16 protein-coding genes and 1 pseudogene are annotated in these 18,020 nt (G+C 69.3%); 2 read left to right on the top strand and 15 right to left on the bottom strand.

Features of this window, described 5'->3' with window-relative positions; translation table 11 throughout:
- Positions 1-80 precede the first annotated feature (80 nt).
- Positions 81-857, bottom strand: coding sequence for a VOC family protein (locus ACWFRB_RS14670; RefSeq protein WP_452641875.1), 777 nt, complete (start codon positions 855-857; stop codon positions 81-83).
- Between the two features lie 78 nt (positions 858-935).
- Here ACWFRB_RS14670 and ACWFRB_RS14665 point away from each other — a divergent pair, with 78 nt between their 5' ends.
- Complete coding sequence (locus ACWFRB_RS14665) at positions 936-2,486, top strand: APC family permease (protein WP_452641874.1); 1,551 nt, start codon at positions 936-938, stop codon at positions 2,484-2,486.
- A 4-nt stretch (positions 2,487-2,490) separates the two neighbouring features.
- Here ACWFRB_RS14665 and ACWFRB_RS14660 read toward each other — a convergent pair.
- From ACWFRB_RS14660 to ACWFRB_RS14595, 14 genes and pseudogenes are all read right to left on the bottom strand, one after another.
- A pseudogene (locus ACWFRB_RS14660) lies at positions 2,491-3,327 on the bottom strand (SDR family NAD(P)-dependent oxidoreductase).
- 37 nt (positions 3,328-3,364) lie between these two features.
- Positions 3,365-3,820 (bottom strand): DUF350 domain-containing protein, encoded by a 456-nt coding sequence (locus ACWFRB_RS14655; RefSeq protein ID WP_452641873.1) that lies wholly within the window; start codon positions 3,818-3,820, stop codon positions 3,365-3,367.
- A 41-nt stretch (positions 3,821-3,861) separates the two neighbouring features.
- The gene (locus ACWFRB_RS14650; RefSeq protein WP_077041204.1) at positions 3,862-5,028 is read right to left on the bottom strand and encodes a glutathionylspermidine synthase family protein; all 1,167 of its coding nucleotides are present in this window, start codon (positions 5,026-5,028) and stop codon (positions 3,862-3,864) included.
- A gap of 1 nt (position 5,029) precedes the next feature.
- Complete coding sequence (locus tag ACWFRB_RS14645) at positions 5,030-5,542, bottom strand: hypothetical protein (protein WP_452641888.1); 513 nt, start codon at positions 5,540-5,542, stop codon at positions 5,030-5,032.
- A 148-nt stretch (positions 5,543-5,690) separates the two neighbouring features.
- A complete protein-coding gene (locus ACWFRB_RS14640) occupies positions 5,691-5,975 on the bottom strand; it encodes an acylphosphatase (RefSeq protein WP_452641872.1) in 285 nt (94 codons plus the stop codon).
- Between the two features lie 12 nt (positions 5,976-5,987).
- On the bottom strand, positions 5,988-7,223 hold the full coding sequence (locus ACWFRB_RS14635; protein ID WP_452641871.1) for an SMP-30/gluconolactonase/LRE family protein: 1,236 nt from the start codon (positions 7,221-7,223) through the stop codon (positions 5,988-5,990).
- 13 nt (positions 7,224-7,236) lie between these two features.
- Positions 7,237-7,692 (bottom strand): OsmC family protein, encoded by a 456-nt coding sequence (locus ACWFRB_RS14630; protein WP_452641870.1) that lies wholly within the window; start codon positions 7,690-7,692, stop codon positions 7,237-7,239.
- Positions 7,693-7,773: 81 nt separating this feature from the next.
- Positions 7,774-8,454, bottom strand: coding sequence for a response regulator (locus ACWFRB_RS14625; protein ID WP_027499265.1), 681 nt, complete (start codon positions 8,452-8,454; stop codon positions 7,774-7,776).
- Positions 8,451-10,976, bottom strand: a complete 2,526-nt coding sequence (locus ACWFRB_RS14620) for an ATP-binding protein (protein ID WP_452641869.1) — start codon at positions 10,974-10,976, stop codon at positions 8,451-8,453. The genes ACWFRB_RS14625 and ACWFRB_RS14620 overlap by 4 nt, the downstream gene beginning before the upstream one ends.
- 26 nt (positions 10,977-11,002) lie before the next feature.
- Positions 11,003-11,635: a potassium-transporting ATPase subunit C gene (locus ACWFRB_RS14615; RefSeq protein WP_452641868.1), complete on the bottom strand. Its 633-nt coding sequence runs from the start codon at positions 11,633-11,635 to the stop codon at positions 11,003-11,005.
- A 6-nt stretch (positions 11,636-11,641) separates the two neighbouring features.
- The gene (gene kdpB / locus ACWFRB_RS14610) at positions 11,642-13,753 is read right to left on the bottom strand and encodes a potassium-transporting ATPase subunit KdpB (protein ID WP_452641867.1); all 2,112 of its coding nucleotides are present in this window, start codon (positions 13,751-13,753) and stop codon (positions 11,642-11,644) included.
- Positions 13,750-15,450 (bottom strand): potassium-transporting ATPase subunit KdpA, encoded by a 1,701-nt coding sequence (kdpA, locus tag ACWFRB_RS14605; RefSeq protein WP_452641866.1) that lies wholly within the window; start codon positions 15,448-15,450, stop codon positions 13,750-13,752. Before kdpA ends, kdpB begins: the two co-directional genes overlap by 4 nt.
- A gap of 3 nt (positions 15,451-15,453) precedes the next feature.
- The gene (gene kdpF, locus ACWFRB_RS14600) at positions 15,454-15,537 is read right to left on the bottom strand and encodes a K(+)-transporting ATPase subunit F (RefSeq protein ID WP_452641887.1); all 84 of its coding nucleotides are present in this window, start codon (positions 15,535-15,537) and stop codon (positions 15,454-15,456) included.
- A gap of 306 nt (positions 15,538-15,843) precedes the next feature.
- Positions 15,844-16,482 (bottom strand): pyridoxamine 5'-phosphate oxidase family protein, encoded by a 639-nt coding sequence (locus ACWFRB_RS14595; protein ID WP_452641865.1) that lies wholly within the window; start codon positions 16,480-16,482, stop codon positions 15,844-15,846.
- Positions 16,483-16,559: 77 nt separating this feature from the next.
- On the opposite strand from ACWFRB_RS14595, the gene pdxR reads away from it, so the two are divergent.
- Positions 16,560-18,020: a MocR-like pyridoxine biosynthesis transcription factor PdxR gene (gene pdxR / locus ACWFRB_RS14590; RefSeq protein ID WP_452641864.1), complete on the top strand. Its 1,461-nt coding sequence runs from the start codon at positions 16,560-16,562 to the stop codon at positions 18,018-18,020.

The following is an 18,020-nucleotide window of genomic DNA, read 5'->3' as shown; positions in this document are numbered from 1 at the left end:
GCACCGCACCGACCGAATCGGCCATTGAACGCCGCGCCGGGACGACGACCCGGGCCTTCGCCCGCGGCGCCGGCGAGGCCCTACCCCGATGCGCCGGGAACCGGGGAGCCCACCGTGAACTTCGCGCCGAACGGGTCGGTGACCTCCGCGGTCCGCCCGTACGGCATGTCCGTCGGGTCGTCCGCGGTGCCCCCGGCCGCTCGGGCGGCGGCGACGGCCGCGTTCGCGTCGTCCACCTGGAACAGCGTGCCCCAGGCCGCTGCGGGCGCGGCCGGATCACCCACGATGCCGCCGATCTCGTGCCCGTCCGGTCGGCGCAGGAACGTGAAGTCCATGCCGGGCAGGTCGTCGTTCCCGTCCAGCGTGAAGTCGAACACCGTGGCGTAGAAGTCGCGGGCCGGGCCGGGTCTCGGGGTCACCAGGTCGTTGCGCAGCAGCGTGTTCGGCTCGTTGACCAACTCGCAGCCGACGTGCGCCTGCCCCTGCCACAGCCCGAACTGTCCGCCCGAGGGATCTCGCATGATCGCCATCCGGCCCTGCCCCATCACGTCCATCGGTTCGACCAGTACGGCACCGCCCGCGTCCCTGGATCGAGCGACCGTCTCGTCGACGTCGTCGGTTGCCAGGTAGACGTTCCACCAGAAATCGGTCGCGTTCTCGTCGGGATTCGGCATCAGCGCGGCGACCTTCTTGCCCCGCAACAGACACATCGTGTACCGCCCGGATTCTTCGGGGCCGATGTCGAATTCCCAGCCGAAGACCTGCCCGTAGAACGACATCGCCCGATCCAGGTCGGGGATGCCCAGGTCGATCCAGGTGGGGGTGCCAAGCGGTTGGTTCGTCGTGACGGCGCTCATCGCTACTCCTCAACTGTCGGGTACGCCGTCGACGGTAGCCTTCGGCGCCGACACGGACCCTGCATTACTCTCCCCCGAGTGATCGATGATGTGACCAGTTCCAAGGGGCTGAGGGCGGGGGCCCTGAGCCTGACTTCCAGCGTGGTGATCGGGGTGGCCTCGGCGGGCCCCGCCTACAGCATCGCCGCCACCCTCGGCCTCGTCGTCGCGGCGGTCGGGCTGCAAGCCCCTGTGGTCGCGTTGCTCGCGTTCGTCCCGATCCTGTTCGCCGCGTTCGGCTACAAGGAGCTCAACCGCGCCGACCCGGACTGTGGCACCACCTTCGTCTGGGCCACGCGTGCGTTCGGCCCGTCCTGGGGCTGGATGGCCGGCTGGGCAATCGTCGTCGCGGACGTGCTGGTGATGGCGAGCATGGCCCAGGTCGCGGGCCAGTACACCTTCCTGCTGTTCGGCGCGGACGGGATCGGCCGCGACGCCACCAGCGTCTGGGTGTTGCTGCTCGGGGTGGCGTTCATGGTCGCGATGACCTACCTGTGCTTCCGCGGCATCGACATCTCGGCACGCTTCCAGTCGGTGCTGCTGACGATCGAGTTCGTCGCGCTGGTGCTGTTCGCAGTGGTCGCCCTCGTCCGGGTCTGGATGGGCAACGCGGGCGCGGCGGCCCTGACCCCGCAGTGGAGCTGGTTCAACCCGTTCGAGATCGGTTCCTTCTCGACGTTCGTCAACGCGATCCTGCTGATGGTGTTCATCTACTGGGGCTGGGACTCGGTGGTCTCCGTCAACGAGGAGACCGTCGACAAGCGGAGCACCCCCGGCCGCTCGGCGGTCATCTCGACGATCGTGCTCGTCTCGCTGTACGTGTTAGTGACGGTCGCCGCACAGTCCTTCGCCGGAGTCGGCACCGAGGGCACGGGGTTGGCCAATCCCGAGCATTTCGACGACTTCTTCGCCGCGATCGGAACCGCGGTGTTCGGCGAGGGCCTGGTGGGGCAGCTGCTCGTGCACGTCCTGCTGCTGATGATCCTGACGTCGGCCATCGCGTCGACGCAGACCACCATCCTGCCGACCGCCCGCACCACCCTGTCGATGGGCGTCTTCAAGGCGCTGCCGGACAGCTTCGCGAAGGTGCATCCCCGCTTCCTGACACCGACGGTGTCCACCCTCGCGATGGGCGCTGTGTCCGCGGGGCTCTACATCGCGTTCAACTTCGTCTCCGCGGGCAACCTGATCTTCGACTCGGTCTCCGCGATCGGGATCGCCGTCGGCTTCTACTACGGCATCACCGGTGTGTCCTGTGCATGGCTGTACCGGGACACCCTGCGCGACGGCCCGCGCGAGCTGTGGATGCGCGGAATCCTTCCGCTCCTCGGCGGCGCGATGCTGCTGTTCTCCGCCGGATGGACGGCGGTGACCTCGTTCGCCTCGGACTACGGCGAGACCAGTTGGACACTGCCCTTCGCCCCGCACTGGCAGATCGGCGGTGTGTTCATCCTCGGTGTCGGGTCGATGCTGCTCGGCCTGCCGCTGATGTGGTGGTGGCGCAGCCGCGATCGCCGGTTCTTCGACGGCGAGATCATCGAACGCCGACTTCCCGAACCCGAGGCCCGCGACCGCGAACCGGTCGTCTGAGGCGTCAGGTGCGCTTCGCCGACGGCATGGCCCGCCCCAGCACCTCGAGCATTGGCCGCTGGTACCACGAACCGAGAACGCGCACCATGAGGTCGAGGCCGCGGGCGTCGTTGCCGACGAGCACGCGGGCTCGGTTCTTCGCGACACCGTCGAGGATGATCTCCGCCGCCTTCTCCGGGCTCATCCTCAGCAGCTTCTCGTTGTAGAGCGCGGTCTCGGCCGCGTCCTTCGTCGGGCCGGCATGCCCGGCGTTGTTGGCGACGTTGGTCTTGACGCCGCCCGGGTGTACGCAGGTGACACGCACGGGGTGTCCGCCCGCGAGCATCTCCAGCCGCAACGACTCGGTGAACCCGCGCACCGCGAACTTCGCTGAGTTGTAGGCGCTCTGGCGGGGCAGGGCGAGGATGCCGTAGAGGCTGGACGTGTTGATCACGTGGCCGTCGCCCGACGCGATGAGGTGCGGCAGGAAGGCCTTGGTGCCGTTGACGACTCCCCAGTAGTCGACGTCGAGGACGCGCTCGATGTCCTTGAACTCGGACTCGAGGACGGAGCCGGAGAAGGCGATGCCTGCATTGTTTTAGACCTGGTTGACGACGCCGAAATGCTCCACGACGGCGTCGGCATAGCGCAGGACCGATTCGCGCTCGGACACGTCGAGCCGGTCCGATCTCACCTCGGCACCCAGTTCCTCCAGCAGACCCACGGTCGCGGCGAGCCCCTCGGTGTCGACGTCGGACAACGCCAGTCGCGCCCCGCGGCGAGCCAGACCGAGTGCGAGGGTTCGCCCCATTCCGGAGCCCGCGCCGGTGACGACCGCGACACGTCCGAGGAATTCGCTCATGCCGCCAACCTACTCCCGACGCATGGGAACGGGACGACTAGAGGATGGCGACCGCGACGATCAGACCGAGCGCGACGTGCGCGGCCGCGACGACGAGCACCTCGGGGGTGAAGCGCTCCTCCGCGAGCACCTCCCCGATGTCGATGCCGGTGACGAGCTCGATGAATCGCACCGAGAACACCTGCGCGACAATCCCCAGCAGCCCGAAGACGAGCGTGTAGATCAGGCCCTCGACCAGCCGGCCGGAGGAGGCGTAGATCGCCAGCACGATGATCAGCGCCATGCTCACCATGCCCGCCGACGTCACGATCGCGGCGTTGGGCCTGCCCTCGCGCACCAGCGTCCGCAGGTGGCCGGGCGTGGTCCAGTCGATCGCGTAGAAGCCGAGGACCATCAGCACCAGACCGACGATCGCGTACAGCACGATCGCGGAGACACCCCTGCCCAGATCGGACCAGTAATCGCTGCCGAGGGCCAGCACCTCAGTCGTCATCAATCGCTCCGTTTCGGTATGCATCGGGTTCCAGAGTGCGGTCACGGCTGCGGAATCCGGTGCGGCACGAAGGCCGCGCCGTCATCGGTGATCAGCCCGGAGGTCTCGCGGATGCCGAGACCGGCGGCCGTGTCGCCGACGATCCAGGCGCCGAGAGCCGGGCGCATACCGTCGAATTCCGGTAGCGGATCGAGCAATTGGTAGACGAAGCCCTCGTCGCCGTAGATGCCGCCGGTGGTCGTCTCCATGCCCGCGCCGACCACCGAGATGTTCGCGCCCTCACGGCCGAGCCTGGGCTTGCGCACGTACTCGGTGAGCTCATGCGGGTCGTCGAGGTAGGCGGGCAACAGGTTCGGGTGCCCGGGATACATGCCCCACAGCACCGCCAGGATCGCCTTGTTGCTCAACAGCGTCTTCCAGAGCGGCTCGACCCACATCGTCTCCGGGAGCAGCGCGAGGGCCTTCTTCCCGAAGTCGTCGTCGAGCACCCACTCCCAGGGGTACAGCTTGAACAGGGTCGAGATCGGCGCCTCTTCGAGGTCGACGAACCGGTGCAGGTCCTCGTCGTAGCCGATCTCCTCGATCGCGAGCGCCACGGTGTTCAGTCCCGCTTCCGCCGCCGTCTCCTGCAGGTACGCGACGGTGATGTTGTCCTCGCCGCTGGCATCCGCCGACGACCAGGAGAAATGCGCCTCGTCGCCGGGCAGCCGGTCGCGGATGGCTCCCCATCGCTCGACCAGCGCCTCGTGCAGCGAGTTCCACTGGTCGTCGTCGGGGTGAGTGTCCTTGAGCCAATGCCATTGCAGGATGGACGCTTCGAGCAGGGTGGTCGGCGTGTCCGCGTTGTACTCGAGCAGCTTCGCGGGACGGCGACCGTCGTAGCGGAGGTCGAATCGACCGTAGACGTGCGGGTCGCCGCGACGCCAGGACTCGGCGATCGGGCCCCAGGTCCATTCCGGCAGACCGAAGTCCGCGAACCGTTCGGTGAGGATCACGTGCTCGACCGCGTTGAGGCACATCGAGTGCAGCAGTTCGACATCCGCCTCGATCGCCAGGATCTCGTCCATGTCGAACTCGTAGTGCACCGACTCGTCCCAGTACGGGCGGGCGGTGCCGTCGCCGAGTCGGGCCGGGGTGCCGTACACCAGACCCTGGGATTCGACGATCTTCTGCCACCCCGGACGTGGGGTGGAACGAACTCTGCGCACGTCAGCTCCCGCCGCTGCCGGTCGACTTGCTGCCGAACCCGCCGCGTTGAATCGTCGAACCGGACTTGGTCACCACGGTGGTGGACCCCTTGGGCGTGACGACGGTGCCGCCGGTCACCTTGGTTCCCACGCCGCCGGCGCTGCCGCCGTAGTAGTAGCGGTACGGCGAGCCCGCGTAGATGAACATGCCCGCCATGGCGCCCGTGCCGGCAGACCCCGTCGTGCAGTACGACTCGTCGACCTCGACCTCGGTGTTCGGGTCGATGCAGGTGGCCTGGACCTCGTCCGAGGACAGCGCGGTGTATCCGAGCGCGACCAGCCCGACCACGCCGACCACCGCGACGCCGCCGATCAGACCCTTGCGCCGCTTGCGACGGCGTTCCTCGGCCTTGGCCTCGGCCTCGGCGGCCAGCCGCTCCTGCTCGGCGCGGTCCTTGCGGGCCTTGTCCCTTGCGCGCGCCTCGCCGACGGTGGGCGGGCGGGGCACAGTGGTGCCGGGTTCCTGACGCCGCATCCGGCCGCCACCGGGAGCCTGCGCGGCCTCGTCGCCCGCGTCGGACCCCTCCGCGCCGGCGGCCTCGCCTGCCCCGTTCCGGTCGTCGGGTCCGCCATGATCCGGTCCCACTCGTCCCTCCCCATCCTGTGACGTCATCGCACCGAGATTAGCGTTCGTCGAATCCGGTGAGGTTCCCCGCGGCGTCCGACCAGCTCTCCACCACGAGATCGACCCGACCGGGCGTCGAACCGGACCGCAGCAGCTCCAGCAGCAGCTCGCACTGCGGCCGGGGCCCCTCGGCGATCACCAGCACCCGGCCGTCCGGGCGATTGGTTGCATGCCCGACGAGGCCGAGTTCGAGCGCCCTCGACCGCGTCCACCACCGAAACCCGACGCCCTGAACCGACCCGTGCACCCAGGCGGTCAGGCGCACCTGTTCCGGTGGGCGCATCGCCGGGCTCGCTCAGCTGCTCTTCGGCGGCGCGAGCTTGTGCACGCTGCCGTCAAAGCTGGTGGTGTACAACGCCGCCGGATCCCAGCCGGGGCCGGATCCGAACCGGACGGAACTCGTCAGCGGCAGATCGGAACCGATCTCACAGGTGGACCCCGTGGCGGGGTCGACCCGAACCACCTTGCCCGCGCCGTTGAGCGCCATGTAGACGTTCCCGTCGGCTCCGACGGTCAGGTCGTCGCCCGCATTGGACGCACCGGATCCCGCGACCTTGAGGGTGTGGACGGAGCCCTTGAGATCGGTCGCGTCCAGCTCCCGGATCTCGGTGTTCGAGTCAAAGGTGTTGCCGACGTAGACAGTTGCGCCGTCCGCAGACACGGCGAGGCCGTTGGCGGAGCCCAGGTCGGTACGCACCGACGCCGGGGTGCCCGGCTGTGCGGCCGGGATTCGGGTCAGACCCTGATCGGACCCGAGGTTCCTGGTGACCAGCAGGTCGCCGTTCGCCAGCTTGGCCAGCCCGTTCGGCATCGTCAGCCCCTTGGCCACGGTGGTCTGCTCGCCGGTGTCCAGGTCGAGGGACTCGACGGTGCCGTTCTTACTGTTCGACAGGCCCGCCATCGCGGTGTTCCCGGTGGTGAACAGAATGTTGTCACCGTTCACGACGATGCCGCCCGGCCCGGTGAAGTCCGAGACCAGCGTGCCGGTCTTGCCCCCGGGAGACAGCGTGCGGATGGCTCCGTCGCCGAACAGGGTGCCCTCGGACAGCAGCATCTTTCCGCGGCCGTCGAACGCCAGGTTCTCCAGCATCCCGAATCCGCTGGCCACCTCGCTCGCCGTCCACGGCGTACACGCCTGCGCGGCCGCGGTGGTCGTGGTGGCGGAGGGCGTCGTCGTCACGGCGGCGGGCGCGGGTGCCGAGCTCGCGGGCGTCGCGGTCGGCGCTGCGGTGGTGGCAGGCGTCGCGGCCGCGGGTGCGGCGGACGTGGTCGGCGCGACGACGGGTGCGACCGTCGTGGTCGGCGCGACGACGGGCGCGACCGTTGTGGTCGGCGCGGCTTCTCCCGGCAACGGCGAGGTCAGGCCCGGCAGTGAGAAGGGCGGCGCGACAGTGGGCGTCGTCGTGGCCACGGGCTCCGTTGGAGTCGGAGCAGGCTGAACGGGAGCGGGCTGGGCGACGGCGATCGGGGCACCCACGATCGCGCCGGTTGCCACCAGGGCACCGACCATCGCAACACGAGAGAGCAACATGGCGCCTATTTGATCACGAATCAGATTCAACCGTCAGGTTCACCACGGTGCCAGTTTTCAGGGTACGTCCGACCGTGCACACCTTGTCCACAGATTTGAGCACAACGGTGAGCAAACGCTCCTGCGCCTCGGCGTCGAGTTCGCTGAGATCGACCTCGAGAACCTCGTCCAACTGCGGGTACACCTCGTTCTCGCGGTCCGCCGCGCCCGACACCCGAATGGTCGCGTCGTAGTTGTCCCCGAGCCTGCGCGAGAGCGGCAGGTCCGAGCTCATGCCGCTGCACGCCGCCAGCGCGATCTTGAGCAGCTCGCCGGGGGTGAACACACCGTCGACGCTCTCCGACCCGATCAGCACCTCCGCGCCGCGCGAGCTGCGGCCCGTGTAGCGGCGAGTCCCGGTGCGATCGACCCACAACTCGGTGGACGCGGCCGGCTGGGCGGGGGTGCTAGCGGAAGTCTGATCAGCCATACCCCGAATCCTGCCATCCGCCGCGGTCGGCTCCGCAGGCGACGGTGGCCTCAGCCCTCCCTGGCCGCGAGCGGCGCTCGGCTACACCTGGAAGCGGTACCCCATCCCGGATTCGGTGATCAGATGCTTGGGCTGCGAGGGATCCCGTTCCAGCTTCCGGCGCAGCTGCGCGAGATACACACGCAGGTAGTGGGTTTCGGTGGCGTACGACGGGCCCCACACCTCGCGCAGCAGCTCCTTCTGCCCGACCAGCTTGCCCTTGTTGCGCACCAACATCTCCAGCATCCCCCACTCGGTTGGCGTCAGATGCACCTCACGCTCGTCCTTGATCACCCGCTTCGCGGCCAGGTCGACGGTGAACGACTCGGTCACCACCACCGGCTCGCCCACATCGGTGGCAGCGGAGTGCCGCCGCACCGCCGCCCGCAGGCGTGCCAGGAACTCGTCCATGCCGAAGGGCTTGGTGACGTAGTCGTCGGCGCCCGCGTCGAGGGCCTCCACCTTGTCGGCCGAGTCGGTGCGCGCGGAGAGCACGATCACCGGAGCGGTGGACCAGCCGCGGAGCCCGGCCAGCACCTCGATGCCGTCCATGTCCGGCAGACCCAGATCGAGCACGATCACCTCGGGGTGTTTCTCGGCCGCGGCCCGCAGCGCCGCAGCCCCGGTCGCCGCCGTGGTCACCTCGTAGCCCCGCACGCTCAGATTGATCCGCAGCGCCCGCAGGATCTGCGGTTCGTCGTCGATCACCAGCACCCGTGTCACGCAGTCACCTTCCCGATCCCAGCCAAGTCCACCACCATTGTCAGCCCACCGCCCGGTGTGTCCGTTGCGCTGACGCTTCCCCCCATCGCCTCGACGAACCCGCGCACCACCGACAGTCCAAGGCCAACCCCGGTGGACATGTCGCGGTCGCCGAGCCGCTGGAACGAATCGAAGATCTGCTCCTCCGCGCCTCGGGCGATCCCGGGGCCGGTGTCCGCGACCGTGATCAGCACCCGGTCCTTCACCGGTGCCGCCGCGATCCGCACCGCCCCGTCCGGCGCGTACCTGAGCGCGTTGTCCATCAAGTTCGCCAGCACCCGCTCGAGCAGTCCGCTGTCCGCCATCACCGCGTTGCCCCCGACCTCGACCTTCACCCGGTCCGTGCCCGCCCGTCCGATTCCCGGCGTGCCGACCCCGACGCCGACCAGCGCGCGATGGACCACCTCTTCCAGGTAGACCGGGCGCAGGGTCGGTCGCACCACACCCGCGGCCAACCGCGACGAGTCCAGCAGGTTGCCCACCAGATTGGTCAGCTGGTCGGCCGACTCCTCCACCGTGGCAAGCAGTTCCGCCGTGTCCTCCGGCGAGAACTCCACGTCGTCGCTGCGCAGGCTGGAGACCGCAGCCTTGACCGCGGCGAGTGGCGTCCGCAGGTCGTGGCTCACCGCGGACAGCAGCGACCGCCGCAGTCGATCCGCCTCGGCGAGAGCCTGCGCCTTGCTGGCCTCCTCGGCGAGCTCGCTCTGCCGGATCAGCCCCACCGCCTGATTCGCGACGGCCAGCAGCACCCGGCGGTCGTGGGCGTGCAGTTCGCCGCCGCGCAGCGCCAACGCGTACTCGCCGTCGCTGACCTCACAGACGGTGTCGGCCTGGTCGACCTCCTCCGGCGCATTCGGCCCCACCGAGCTCACCACCCCGTGCCCGCGGCGGATCATGCTCACCGACTGCTGGGCGTACGTCTCTCGAACCTTCTCCAGCAGCGCGGGCAGGTCGGCCCCGCGCAGCACCGACCCGGCGAACAGGGCGAGCAGTTCCGCCTCCTTCGACGCCCGGCGTGCCTCCCTGGACCGCTTCGCCGCGGCGTCCACCAGTACGGCCACCGCGACGGCGATCACGAGCAGCACCACCGTGGTGATGAAGTTGTTCGGCTCGGCGATCGTGAAGCTACGCACCGGCGGGGTGAAGAAGTAGTTGAGCAACAGGCCCGAGATCAGCGCGGACAATGCGGCGGCTGCCACGCCGCCGAGCAGGGCGACCAGCAGCACCACGATGAAGAACATCGCGCTCTCCGCGCCCCACCCGAGATGCTGGTCGATCACGCCCATGCCAAGGGCGGCCACCGAGGGCACCAGGACCGCGGCGACCCAGGACAGGATCTTTCGCGAACGGGTGCCGACCGGGGTCAGCCTGCGCGGCGCGCTCGACGCACCGTGCGTGACCATGTGCACGTCGATGGTCCCGGACTCCTGCACGACTGCCGCACCGATGCCCTCGTCGAACATACGAGCCCAGCGCGACCGCCTCGAGGTCCCCAGCACCAGCTGAGTCGCGTTGGCCGCTCGTGCGAACTCGAGCAGGGTCGACGGCACATCGTCGCCGACCACGCTGTGCAGGCTTGCGCCGATGCTGGTCGCCAGCTTGCGCACCTTGCCCATCTCCGGCGCGGACACCCCGGCCAGCCCGTCGCCGCGCACCACGTGCACGACGATGAGCTCGGCGCTGGACTTCGAGGCGATCCGGCCTGCCCTGCGCACGAGGGTCTCGGACTCCGGTCCCCCCGTGACGGCGACCACCACCCGTTCCCTGGCCTCCCAGGTGTCGGTGATCTCGTTCTCCGCACGGTACTTCGCCAACGCCGCGTCCACCTGGTCGGCGACCCACAGCAGCGCGAGCTCCCGTAACGCGGTGAGGTTTCCGCGTCGGAAGTAGTTGCTCAGCGCCGCGTCCACCTTTTCCGCGGCATAGATGTTTCCGTGGGAGAGCCTGCGACGCAGCGCCTCCGGCGTGACGTCCACCAGCTCGACCTGGGTGGCCGCGCGCACGACCGCGTCGGGCACGGTCTCCCGCTGCGTCACCCCGGTGATCTGCTGGACGACATCGTTGAGGCTCTCGAGGTGCTGCACGTTGAGCGTGGTGAGCACATCGATGCCCGCGGCGAGCACCTCCTCGACGTCCTGCCACCGCTTCTCGTTCCTGCTGCCGGGGGTGTTGGTGTGGGCGAGTTCGTCGACCAGCACCAACGCCGGCCTGCGCCGGACCACCGCATCCACATCGAGTTCGGGCATCTTGGTGCCGCGGTAGTCGATCAGCTTCGGCGGCACCACCTCGAGGTCGCCGATCTGCGCGGCCGTGCGGGCGCGGCCGTGGGTCTCCACCACGGCCGCGACCACGTCGGTGCCCCGTTCGCGACGGCGATGGGCCTCGCCGAGCATCGCGAACGTCTTGCCGACCCCGGGGGCGGCGCCCAGATAGATGCGCAGTTCACCGCGCTTGCACTCGCCCCCGGAACCCGTACCGCTCACTCCGTCATCATCCACCAGCGGGCACGTCAGTCGCAGGAAGGCGCGGTCAGGCCCAGCGCGAGGTTCAGCTCGAGCACGTTCACGCGTTCGGCGCCGAGCACGCCGAGCTGGCGGCCCTCGGTGTGTTCGTCGACCAACTGACGGACCCGCTCCTCACCGAGCCCGTTCACCGCTGCGACCCTGGGCACCTGGATCGCTGCGTACGCGGGGCTGATGTGGGGATCGATGCCGGAACCGGATCCGGTCACCGCGTCGACGGGCACCTGGTCGGGGCGCACCCCCTCCCGCTCCGCGATCACCGTGCGGCGCTCGACGATGAACGACGCCAGGATCTCGCTGCTGGGGCCCTGGTTGGTCGGCAGGGCGGTCGCCGGGTCACCCGGCGCGAACGCGTCCTCATCGGAGACCGAACCGGTGACCCGGTTGTGGAAGAACGGATCCGGCGCGCCGGCCTCCACCTGCGGGTCCACCCCGACCCAGCGGCTGCCGACCACGCATCCGTTGCTGTCGCGCACCGGCGAGCCCTCCGCGGACCCCGAGCTGATCCGGCTCACCCCCCACACCGCGGCGGGGTAGATCACCCCGAGGATCACGGTGAGCGCGAGTAGGACGAGCAGGCCTGCCCACACCTGCTTCACGAGACCGATTGTGAATCGCATTCAAGCTCACCCAATTCCAGGAACAAGTCGGACGACGAGGTCGATCAGCCAGATACCGATGAACGGCGTGACCACACCGCCGACGCCATAGATCAACAGGTTTCGGCCCAGCAACTGCGAGGCCGAGGACGGCCGGTAGCGCACACCCTTGAGCGCCAACGGGATCAGCGCCACGATCACCAGCGCGTTGAAGATCACCGCCGACACGATCGCCGACTGCGGCGTCGCCAGGCGCATGATGTTCAGTGTGTCCAGCTGCGGGTAGATCCCGCTGAACAGCGCGGGCAGGATGGCGAAGTACTTCGCCAGGTCGTTGGCCAGCGAGAAGGTGGTCAGCGCCCCGCGGGTGATGAGCAGCTGCTTGCCGATCTCCACCACCTCGATGAGCTTGGTGGGATCCGAGTCCAGATCCACCATGTTCCCGGCCTCCTTGGCCGCGGAGGTACCGGTGTTCATCGCCACACCGACGTCGGCCTGTGCCAGCGCGGGTGCGTCGTTGGTGCCGTCACCGGTCATCGCGACCAGGCGACCGCCCCGCTGCTCCTTGCGGATCAGCTCGAGCTTGTCCTCCGGGGTCGCCTCCGCCATGAAGTCGTCCACGCCGGCCTCGGCGGCGATCGCCTTGGCGGTCAACGGGTTGTCGCCCGTGATCATGACGGTGCGGATGCCCATGGCCCGAAGCTCGGCGAACCGCTCGGCCATGCCCGGCTTGACCACGTCGGAGAGCTGGATGACACCGAGGACCCTCGGGCTCCCGGCCTCGATCACGGCCACCACGAGCGGGGTGCCGCCGGCCTGGGCGATCTCGTTGACGGTGTCGGTCACCGTAGGCGCCACACCGCCCCCCTGCGCCCGCACCCACGAGAGCGTGGCGTCGCTGGCCCCCTTGCGGATCTGCATTCCGTTGAGGTCGAGACCGCTCATCCGGGTCTGTGCCGTGAACGGCACGAACTCGCCGTTCTTCTCCGCCTCGGATGGCTCAGTGGCGAGCCCGAAGTCCTTGGCGCACAACTCCACGATGCTGCGGCCCTCGGGCGTGCCGTCCGCAAGGCTTGACAGCCGCGCGGCCTCGGCGAGTTCCCCCGCGATCACCCCTGGAGCGGGGTGCAGGGCCGTGGCCCTGCGATTGCCGTAGGTGATGGTGCCGGTCTTGTCCATCAGCAGCGTGTCGATGTCGCCCGCCGCCTCGACCGCGCGGCCCGACATGGCCAGCACGTTGCGCTGCACCAGCCGGTCCATGCCCGCGATGCCGATGGCCGAGAGCAGCGCACCGATCGTCGTCGGGATGAGACAGACGAGCAGCGCGATCAGCTTGATCGGGTCCTGCTCCTGGCCCGCGTACATGCCCATCGGGCCGATGGCGACCACCGCGAGCATGAAGATGATCGTCAGCGAGGCCAGCAGGATGTTCAGCGCGATCTCGTTGGGCGTCTTCTGCCGCGCGGCGCCCTCGACCAGTGCGATCATCCGGTCCACGAAGGAGTGCCCCGGCGCAGCGGTGATCTCGACGACGATGCGGTCGGACAGCACGATGGTGCCGCCCGTCACCGCGCAGCGGTCTCCGCCGGACTCACGGACCACGGGCGCGGATTCGCCGGTGATGGCCGACTCGTCCACGGTGGCGATGCCCTCGACGACGTCGCCGTCGCCGGGGATCACCTCGCCCGCGACCACGACCACCCGATCACCGACCACAAGGTCGGCGCCCGGGATCGACTCGATGTCACCGGTGGCGGTGATGCGGTGAGCGGTGGTGTCCTGCTTGACCTTCCGCAGGCTCGCCGCCTGCGCCTTACCGCGTCCCTCGGCGACGGATTCGGCCAGGTTCGCGAAGAGCACCGTGAACCACAGCCAGGCCGCGACGACCCAGGAGAAGACCGACGGGTCGGCGATCGCCATCACGGTGGTGACGACCGAGCCGACGAGCACCACGAACATGACCGGATTGCGCGCGAGGTGGCGCGGATCGAGCTTGCGGACCGCGCCGGGCAGCGCCGTGATCAGCTGCTTCGGGCTGAAGATCCCGCCCTGCACCCGATGCTGCTGGTGCTGCTCGTCCCCCGCGCCTTCCCCGGATCGCGGGGTGACGTCTGGTCGTTCGGTTGTGTTCACACTCATTGCAGAGCCTCCGCGATCGGGCCCAGAGCCAGGGCCGGGAAGAATGTCAGCGCCGCGACCAGGACGACGGTGCCGGTGAGGAGCCCGGCGAACATCGGGCCCGCGGTGGGCAGGGTGCCCGCGCCCGGCGCCGTCTTCTTCTGCGATGCAAGGGATCCGGCAAGCGCGAGTACGAAGATGATCGGCAGGAAACGTCCGAGCAGCATGCAGACGCCGAGCGAGGACTGGAACCAGTCGCTCGTCACGGTCAGGCCGCCGAAGGCGCTGCCGTTGTTGTTCGAGGCCGAGGCGAACGCGTAGAGCACCTCGGAGAATCCGTGGATGGATCCGGGCGTGCCCGGATCTCCGCTGTTGCCCTGGTATCCGGTGGTGGACGACAGGATCACGGTGATGCCGGTGCCGATGAGCACCAGCGCGGGCATCACGAGCACCGAGAGCGCCGCAAGGGTGATCTCCCGCTGCCCCAGCTTCTTGCCGAGGTATTCGGGGGTTCGGCCGACGAGCAGTCCGCCGACGAACACCGCGATCAGCGCCAGCACGAGGATGCCGTACAGGCCCGTACCGACACCGCCGGGCGCGATCTCGCCGAGCAGCATGTTCAGCATCACCGCGCCGCCGCCGAGTGGCGACATGCTGTCGTGCGCGGCATTGACCGCGCCGGTGGAGGTTCCGGTGGTGCTGACCGCGAACAGTGCGGTGCCGGGGATCCCGAACCGGACCTCCTTGCCCTCCATCATGCCGCCTGCCGCGGTGGCGGCGACGCCACGCTGACCGGATTCGGCGGTGAGGGTCACGGCGAGCAGGCCTGCCCAGAGGATGCCCATGACGGCCAGCAGGGTCATTCCCTGCTTGCGGTCGCCGACCATGGTGCCGAAGGTGCGGGTGAGCGACACCGGAATGAGCAGAATCGCGATGATCTCGACGATGTTGCTCAGCGGGGTCGGATTCTCGAAGGGGTGGGCCGAGTTCGCCGCGAGGATGCCGCCACCGTTGGTGCCGAGCTCCTTGATGGCCTCCTGCGAGGCAACCGGCGCGAGCGCGTTGGTCACGGAGTTCCCGTCGAGGCCGGTCGAGGAGAAGCCGGAATCAAAGGACTGGATCACGCCCTGGCTCAACAGGATCAGCGCGATGACGAACGAGATGGGGAGCAGGATCCGAATGCAGCCACGGGTCAGGTCGACCCAGAAGTTGCCGATCTCGCCGCCGCGGGAGACGCGGACGAAGCCACGGATCAGCGCGGCGGCGACCGCCATACCGACGGCCGCGGACACGAAGTTCTGCACCGCGAGGCCGATCGGCTGGGTCAGGTTGCTCATCGTGGTCTCGGGCGCATAGGACTGCCAGTTGGTGTTCGCCACGAACGAGGCGGCGGTGTTGAACGCCATCGCCGGGCTCACCCCGGTCAGGTCACCGCTGAGCGGCAGCACGCCCTGGATGCGCTGCAGGAAGTAGAGGAACAGCACGCTCGCGGCCGAGAAGCCGAGCAGGCTCCCGGCGTAGCCGTACCAGGTCTGGTCGGTGCGGGCGTTGATGCGGCAGAGCCGGTACAGGACCGACTCGACGCGCAGATCCCCGGAACGGAGATCGGTGTCGGTGGTGTAGACCTTGGCCATGTAGTCACCGACGGGGACGTACAGAATCGCTAGCACGGCGATCACCAGTGCTATCTGTAGTCCCGCAGCAAGCGCGGGATTCATGTGTCAGAACCTCTCGGGGTCAAGAAGTGCGATCAGCAGGTAGATCACGAGGGCCGCCGCGATGGCGATCAGGATGACGCTGAGCATCCCGCCGGCGGTCACTGCGCACGCTTTGTCTGCAACCCGCGCAGCACCAGCGCGCAGAGGCTGAAGGTGCCGAAGATGAGCGCCACGTAGGCCAGATCAGCCATGACAGTTCCTTTTCGAAAGTCTCACGCGCGCCGTCCATCGGCGTGCGCCGTCCCTGTTTCGGGGCACAGTGCAGCGTGCTCCCGGACGTGGACGAAAGGGACTTCCTTACGGCTCGCTAACGCCGCCACCTGGGCTGTTGACGCATTCTTTACGCGCTTCGCGCCCATGAGCGTGTTGCACCCCGATGGGGGTACAACACGCTCACAGTTCTGCCGCCTCCCCGACGAGCCGACCGACCGACGCGGGCACCGGGGTGTCCCCGTCCACCCAGGCCGCCGGAATCGGTGTGCCCGCCACGGTCCGCAGCGGCACGACGCCCGCCCAGGCGCCGCCGTCTCCGTTGGGACCACTCGGCGGGGCGTTGCGCACCTTGACGGTCCACCCGCCCGCGCTGATCGGCAACGCGATGGTCAGCGTGGCCGCGAGCTCCTTCTTGGTGTGGCCGCGCACCTCGGCACTTCGTCCCGGGATCAGGGCGTCCGAGAGTGCGCTCAGCGCGTCGGTGGACTCCTCCCGCGTGAGCGTGGTCAGGTGCCCGCGCACCACGGCGGATCGGTAGTTGGCGGAGGAGTTGAAGAGGTTGTCCGCCACCACGATTCCGTCGAGCAGGGCTACGCAGAGCGCGGCGGGTGCACCCGCGGCGACCTGGCGCAGCGCCCCCGCCCCTGTTGACCCGTGCAGGATGATCCGGTCGCCGTCCCTGGCATAGAGCATGGGAACCGCCCACGGCATGCCGTCGACGACGGTGGCGAGGGTCCCCACCGCCGCGGCGTCGAGCACGGCGTCGAGCTGGGTTCGGTCGAGCATCGAGCGTTCGGGGTGCCTGTTGATTTTGTCCACGCCACCAGCCTCGTCATATTCTGGTGTGATCGATAGGTCCAGAATCAATGATTCGCATAGTCCAGTATTCTCCGACCATGGCCCGCCACCCCCGCGACGTCCAATTGACGCTGACGCTGCCGCCCACCGGCGCCGCTCTCCGGCACCGCATCTCGGAGGCGATCATCGACGCGATCCGGCTCGGTCGGCTCCACCCCGGCGACGCACTGCCACCGACCAGGGCGCTCGCCGCCGAGCTGGGCGTGTCCAGGGCAGGCGTGGTCGAGGCCTACGACGAACGCTGTGCAGCCGGATATGCCTGCGCGCGGCCGGGATCCGGGACACTGATCGCGCCAGGGGCCGACGCCGCGGCCGCCGTGGGAGCCGGCTCCCACGTGTCGGATCGCCCGACGCCGGTCCCCGAAACCGAGCCGACACCGACCGCGCCGACCTGGGACCTCACCCCCGGCTGCCCGGACACCGGCCTCATCTCCCCCGACGACTGGCGGCGCGCATGGCGTGCGGCCGCGGCGGCACCGATCCGCCCGCGCTCCCCCGGCTCGACCGGCCATCCGGAGCTGCGCCACGCGCTGGCCCTGCACCTGCGCCGCACCCGCGGGATTCTCGCGCACCCGGACGAACTGGTGCTCGTCCCCGGTGTCGACTCCGCGCTGCGCACTCTCGCCGCGGCAGCGGATCTGGCCGGACGGGACGTCGCCTTCGAGGAGCCCGGGTACCGCAACGCCCGCCGGACGCTCGAGCTGTCGGGGGCACGACCTCGGCCGATCGGGGTCGATGCCGACGGTCTCGACCCGGCGGCGCTCCGCGAGACCGATGCCGCCGTGTATTGCACTCCGGCACACCAGTATCCGCTCGGCGCCCGAATGCCGGTGGCCCGTCGCGCCGCACTGGTCGCGCGGGCGGCCGCCTCCGGGACGCTGATCATCGAGGACGACTACGACGGCGAGTTCCGCTACGACGTCTCCGCACTACCCGCCCTCCGCAGCATCGAGGGCGGACGCGAGCACGTCGCCTACCTCGGCACCGCGTCGAAGATCCTCTCGCCCTCGATCCGCCTGGCCTGGCTGCTCCCCCCGCCCGCGCTGCTCCAGCGGGTGCACGACTCGTTGCGCCGCACGGGCGAGAACTGCTGCGGGGTCACCGGACTCGCGCTTGCCCACTTCATCGAATCCGGCGCCCTGACCCGGCACCTCGCCCGGGCCTCGCGCACCTACTCGGCGCGGCGGGCGGCCCTGGTCGGCGCGCTCAGGAGCAGGCCTGCCCTGATGGACCGTCCGGGGGTCGACCTGGCCGGCATCGAGGCCGGGCTGCACGTGGTGCTGCGCCTGCCGGACCGCGCCGACGACGACGCCATCGCCACGGAACTCGGCACCAGGGGCATCGCGGTGCCCGGACTCGGTCCGTACCGCACCGACGCCGCGGGCCCTCGGGGCCTGATGTGCGGGTACGCGCAGTTACCCGAGACCAGGGCCGACGCCGTCGCCGGGGCGATCGCGGAGGTGGTCGGCAGGCATCTCGCCCGCGACACCGCGAGCTGA

Source organism: Rhodococcus sp. NPDC055112, assembly GCF_053607505.1.
The sequence above is the reverse complement of the archived record's forward strand: the minus strand, read 5'-3'. Positions and strand labels throughout refer to the sequence as shown.

Excerpts from the sequence above, each read along its gene's own strand:
- ACWFRB_RS14615 (WP_452641868.1), bottom strand. The coding sequence starts at position 11,635 with ATGCGATTCACAATCGGTCTCGTGAAGCAGGTGTGGGCAGGCCTGCTC.
- ACWFRB_RS14645 (WP_452641888.1), bottom strand. The coding sequence starts at position 5,542 with ATGCGGCGTCAGGAACCCGGCACCACTGTGCCCCGCCCGCCCACCGTC.
- ACWFRB_RS14640 (WP_452641872.1), bottom strand. The coding sequence starts at position 5,975 with ATGCGCCCACCGGAACAGGTGCGCCTGACCGCCTGGGTGCACGGGTCG.
- ACWFRB_RS14655 (WP_452641873.1), bottom strand. The coding sequence starts at position 3,820 with ATGACGACTGAGGTGCTGGCCCTCGGCAGCGATTACTGGTCCGATCTG.
- ACWFRB_RS14630 (WP_452641870.1), bottom strand. The coding sequence starts at position 7,692 with ATGGCTGATCAGACTTCCGCTAGCACCCCCGCCCAGCCGGCCGCGTCC.
- kdpF (WP_452641887.1), bottom strand. The coding sequence starts at position 15,537 with ATGCTCAGCGTCATCCTGATCGCCATCGCGGCGGCCCTCGTGATCTAC.
- ACWFRB_RS14635 (WP_452641871.1), bottom strand. The coding sequence starts at position 7,223 with ATGTTGCTCTCTCGTGTTGCGATGGTCGGTGCCCTGGTGGCAACCGGC.
- pdxR (WP_452641864.1), top strand. The coding sequence starts at position 16,560 with ATGGCCCGCCACCCCCGCGACGTCCAATTGACGCTGACGCTGCCGCCC.
- kdpB (WP_452641867.1), bottom strand. The coding sequence starts at position 13,753 with ATGAGTGTGAACACAACCGAACGACCAGACGTCACCCCGCGATCCGGG.
- ACWFRB_RS14670 (WP_452641875.1), bottom strand. The coding sequence starts at position 857 with ATGAGCGCCGTCACGACGAACCAACCGCTTGGCACCCCCACCTGGATC.
- kdpA (WP_452641866.1), bottom strand. The coding sequence starts at position 15,450 with ATGAATCCCGCGCTTGCTGCGGGACTACAGATAGCACTGGTGATCGCC.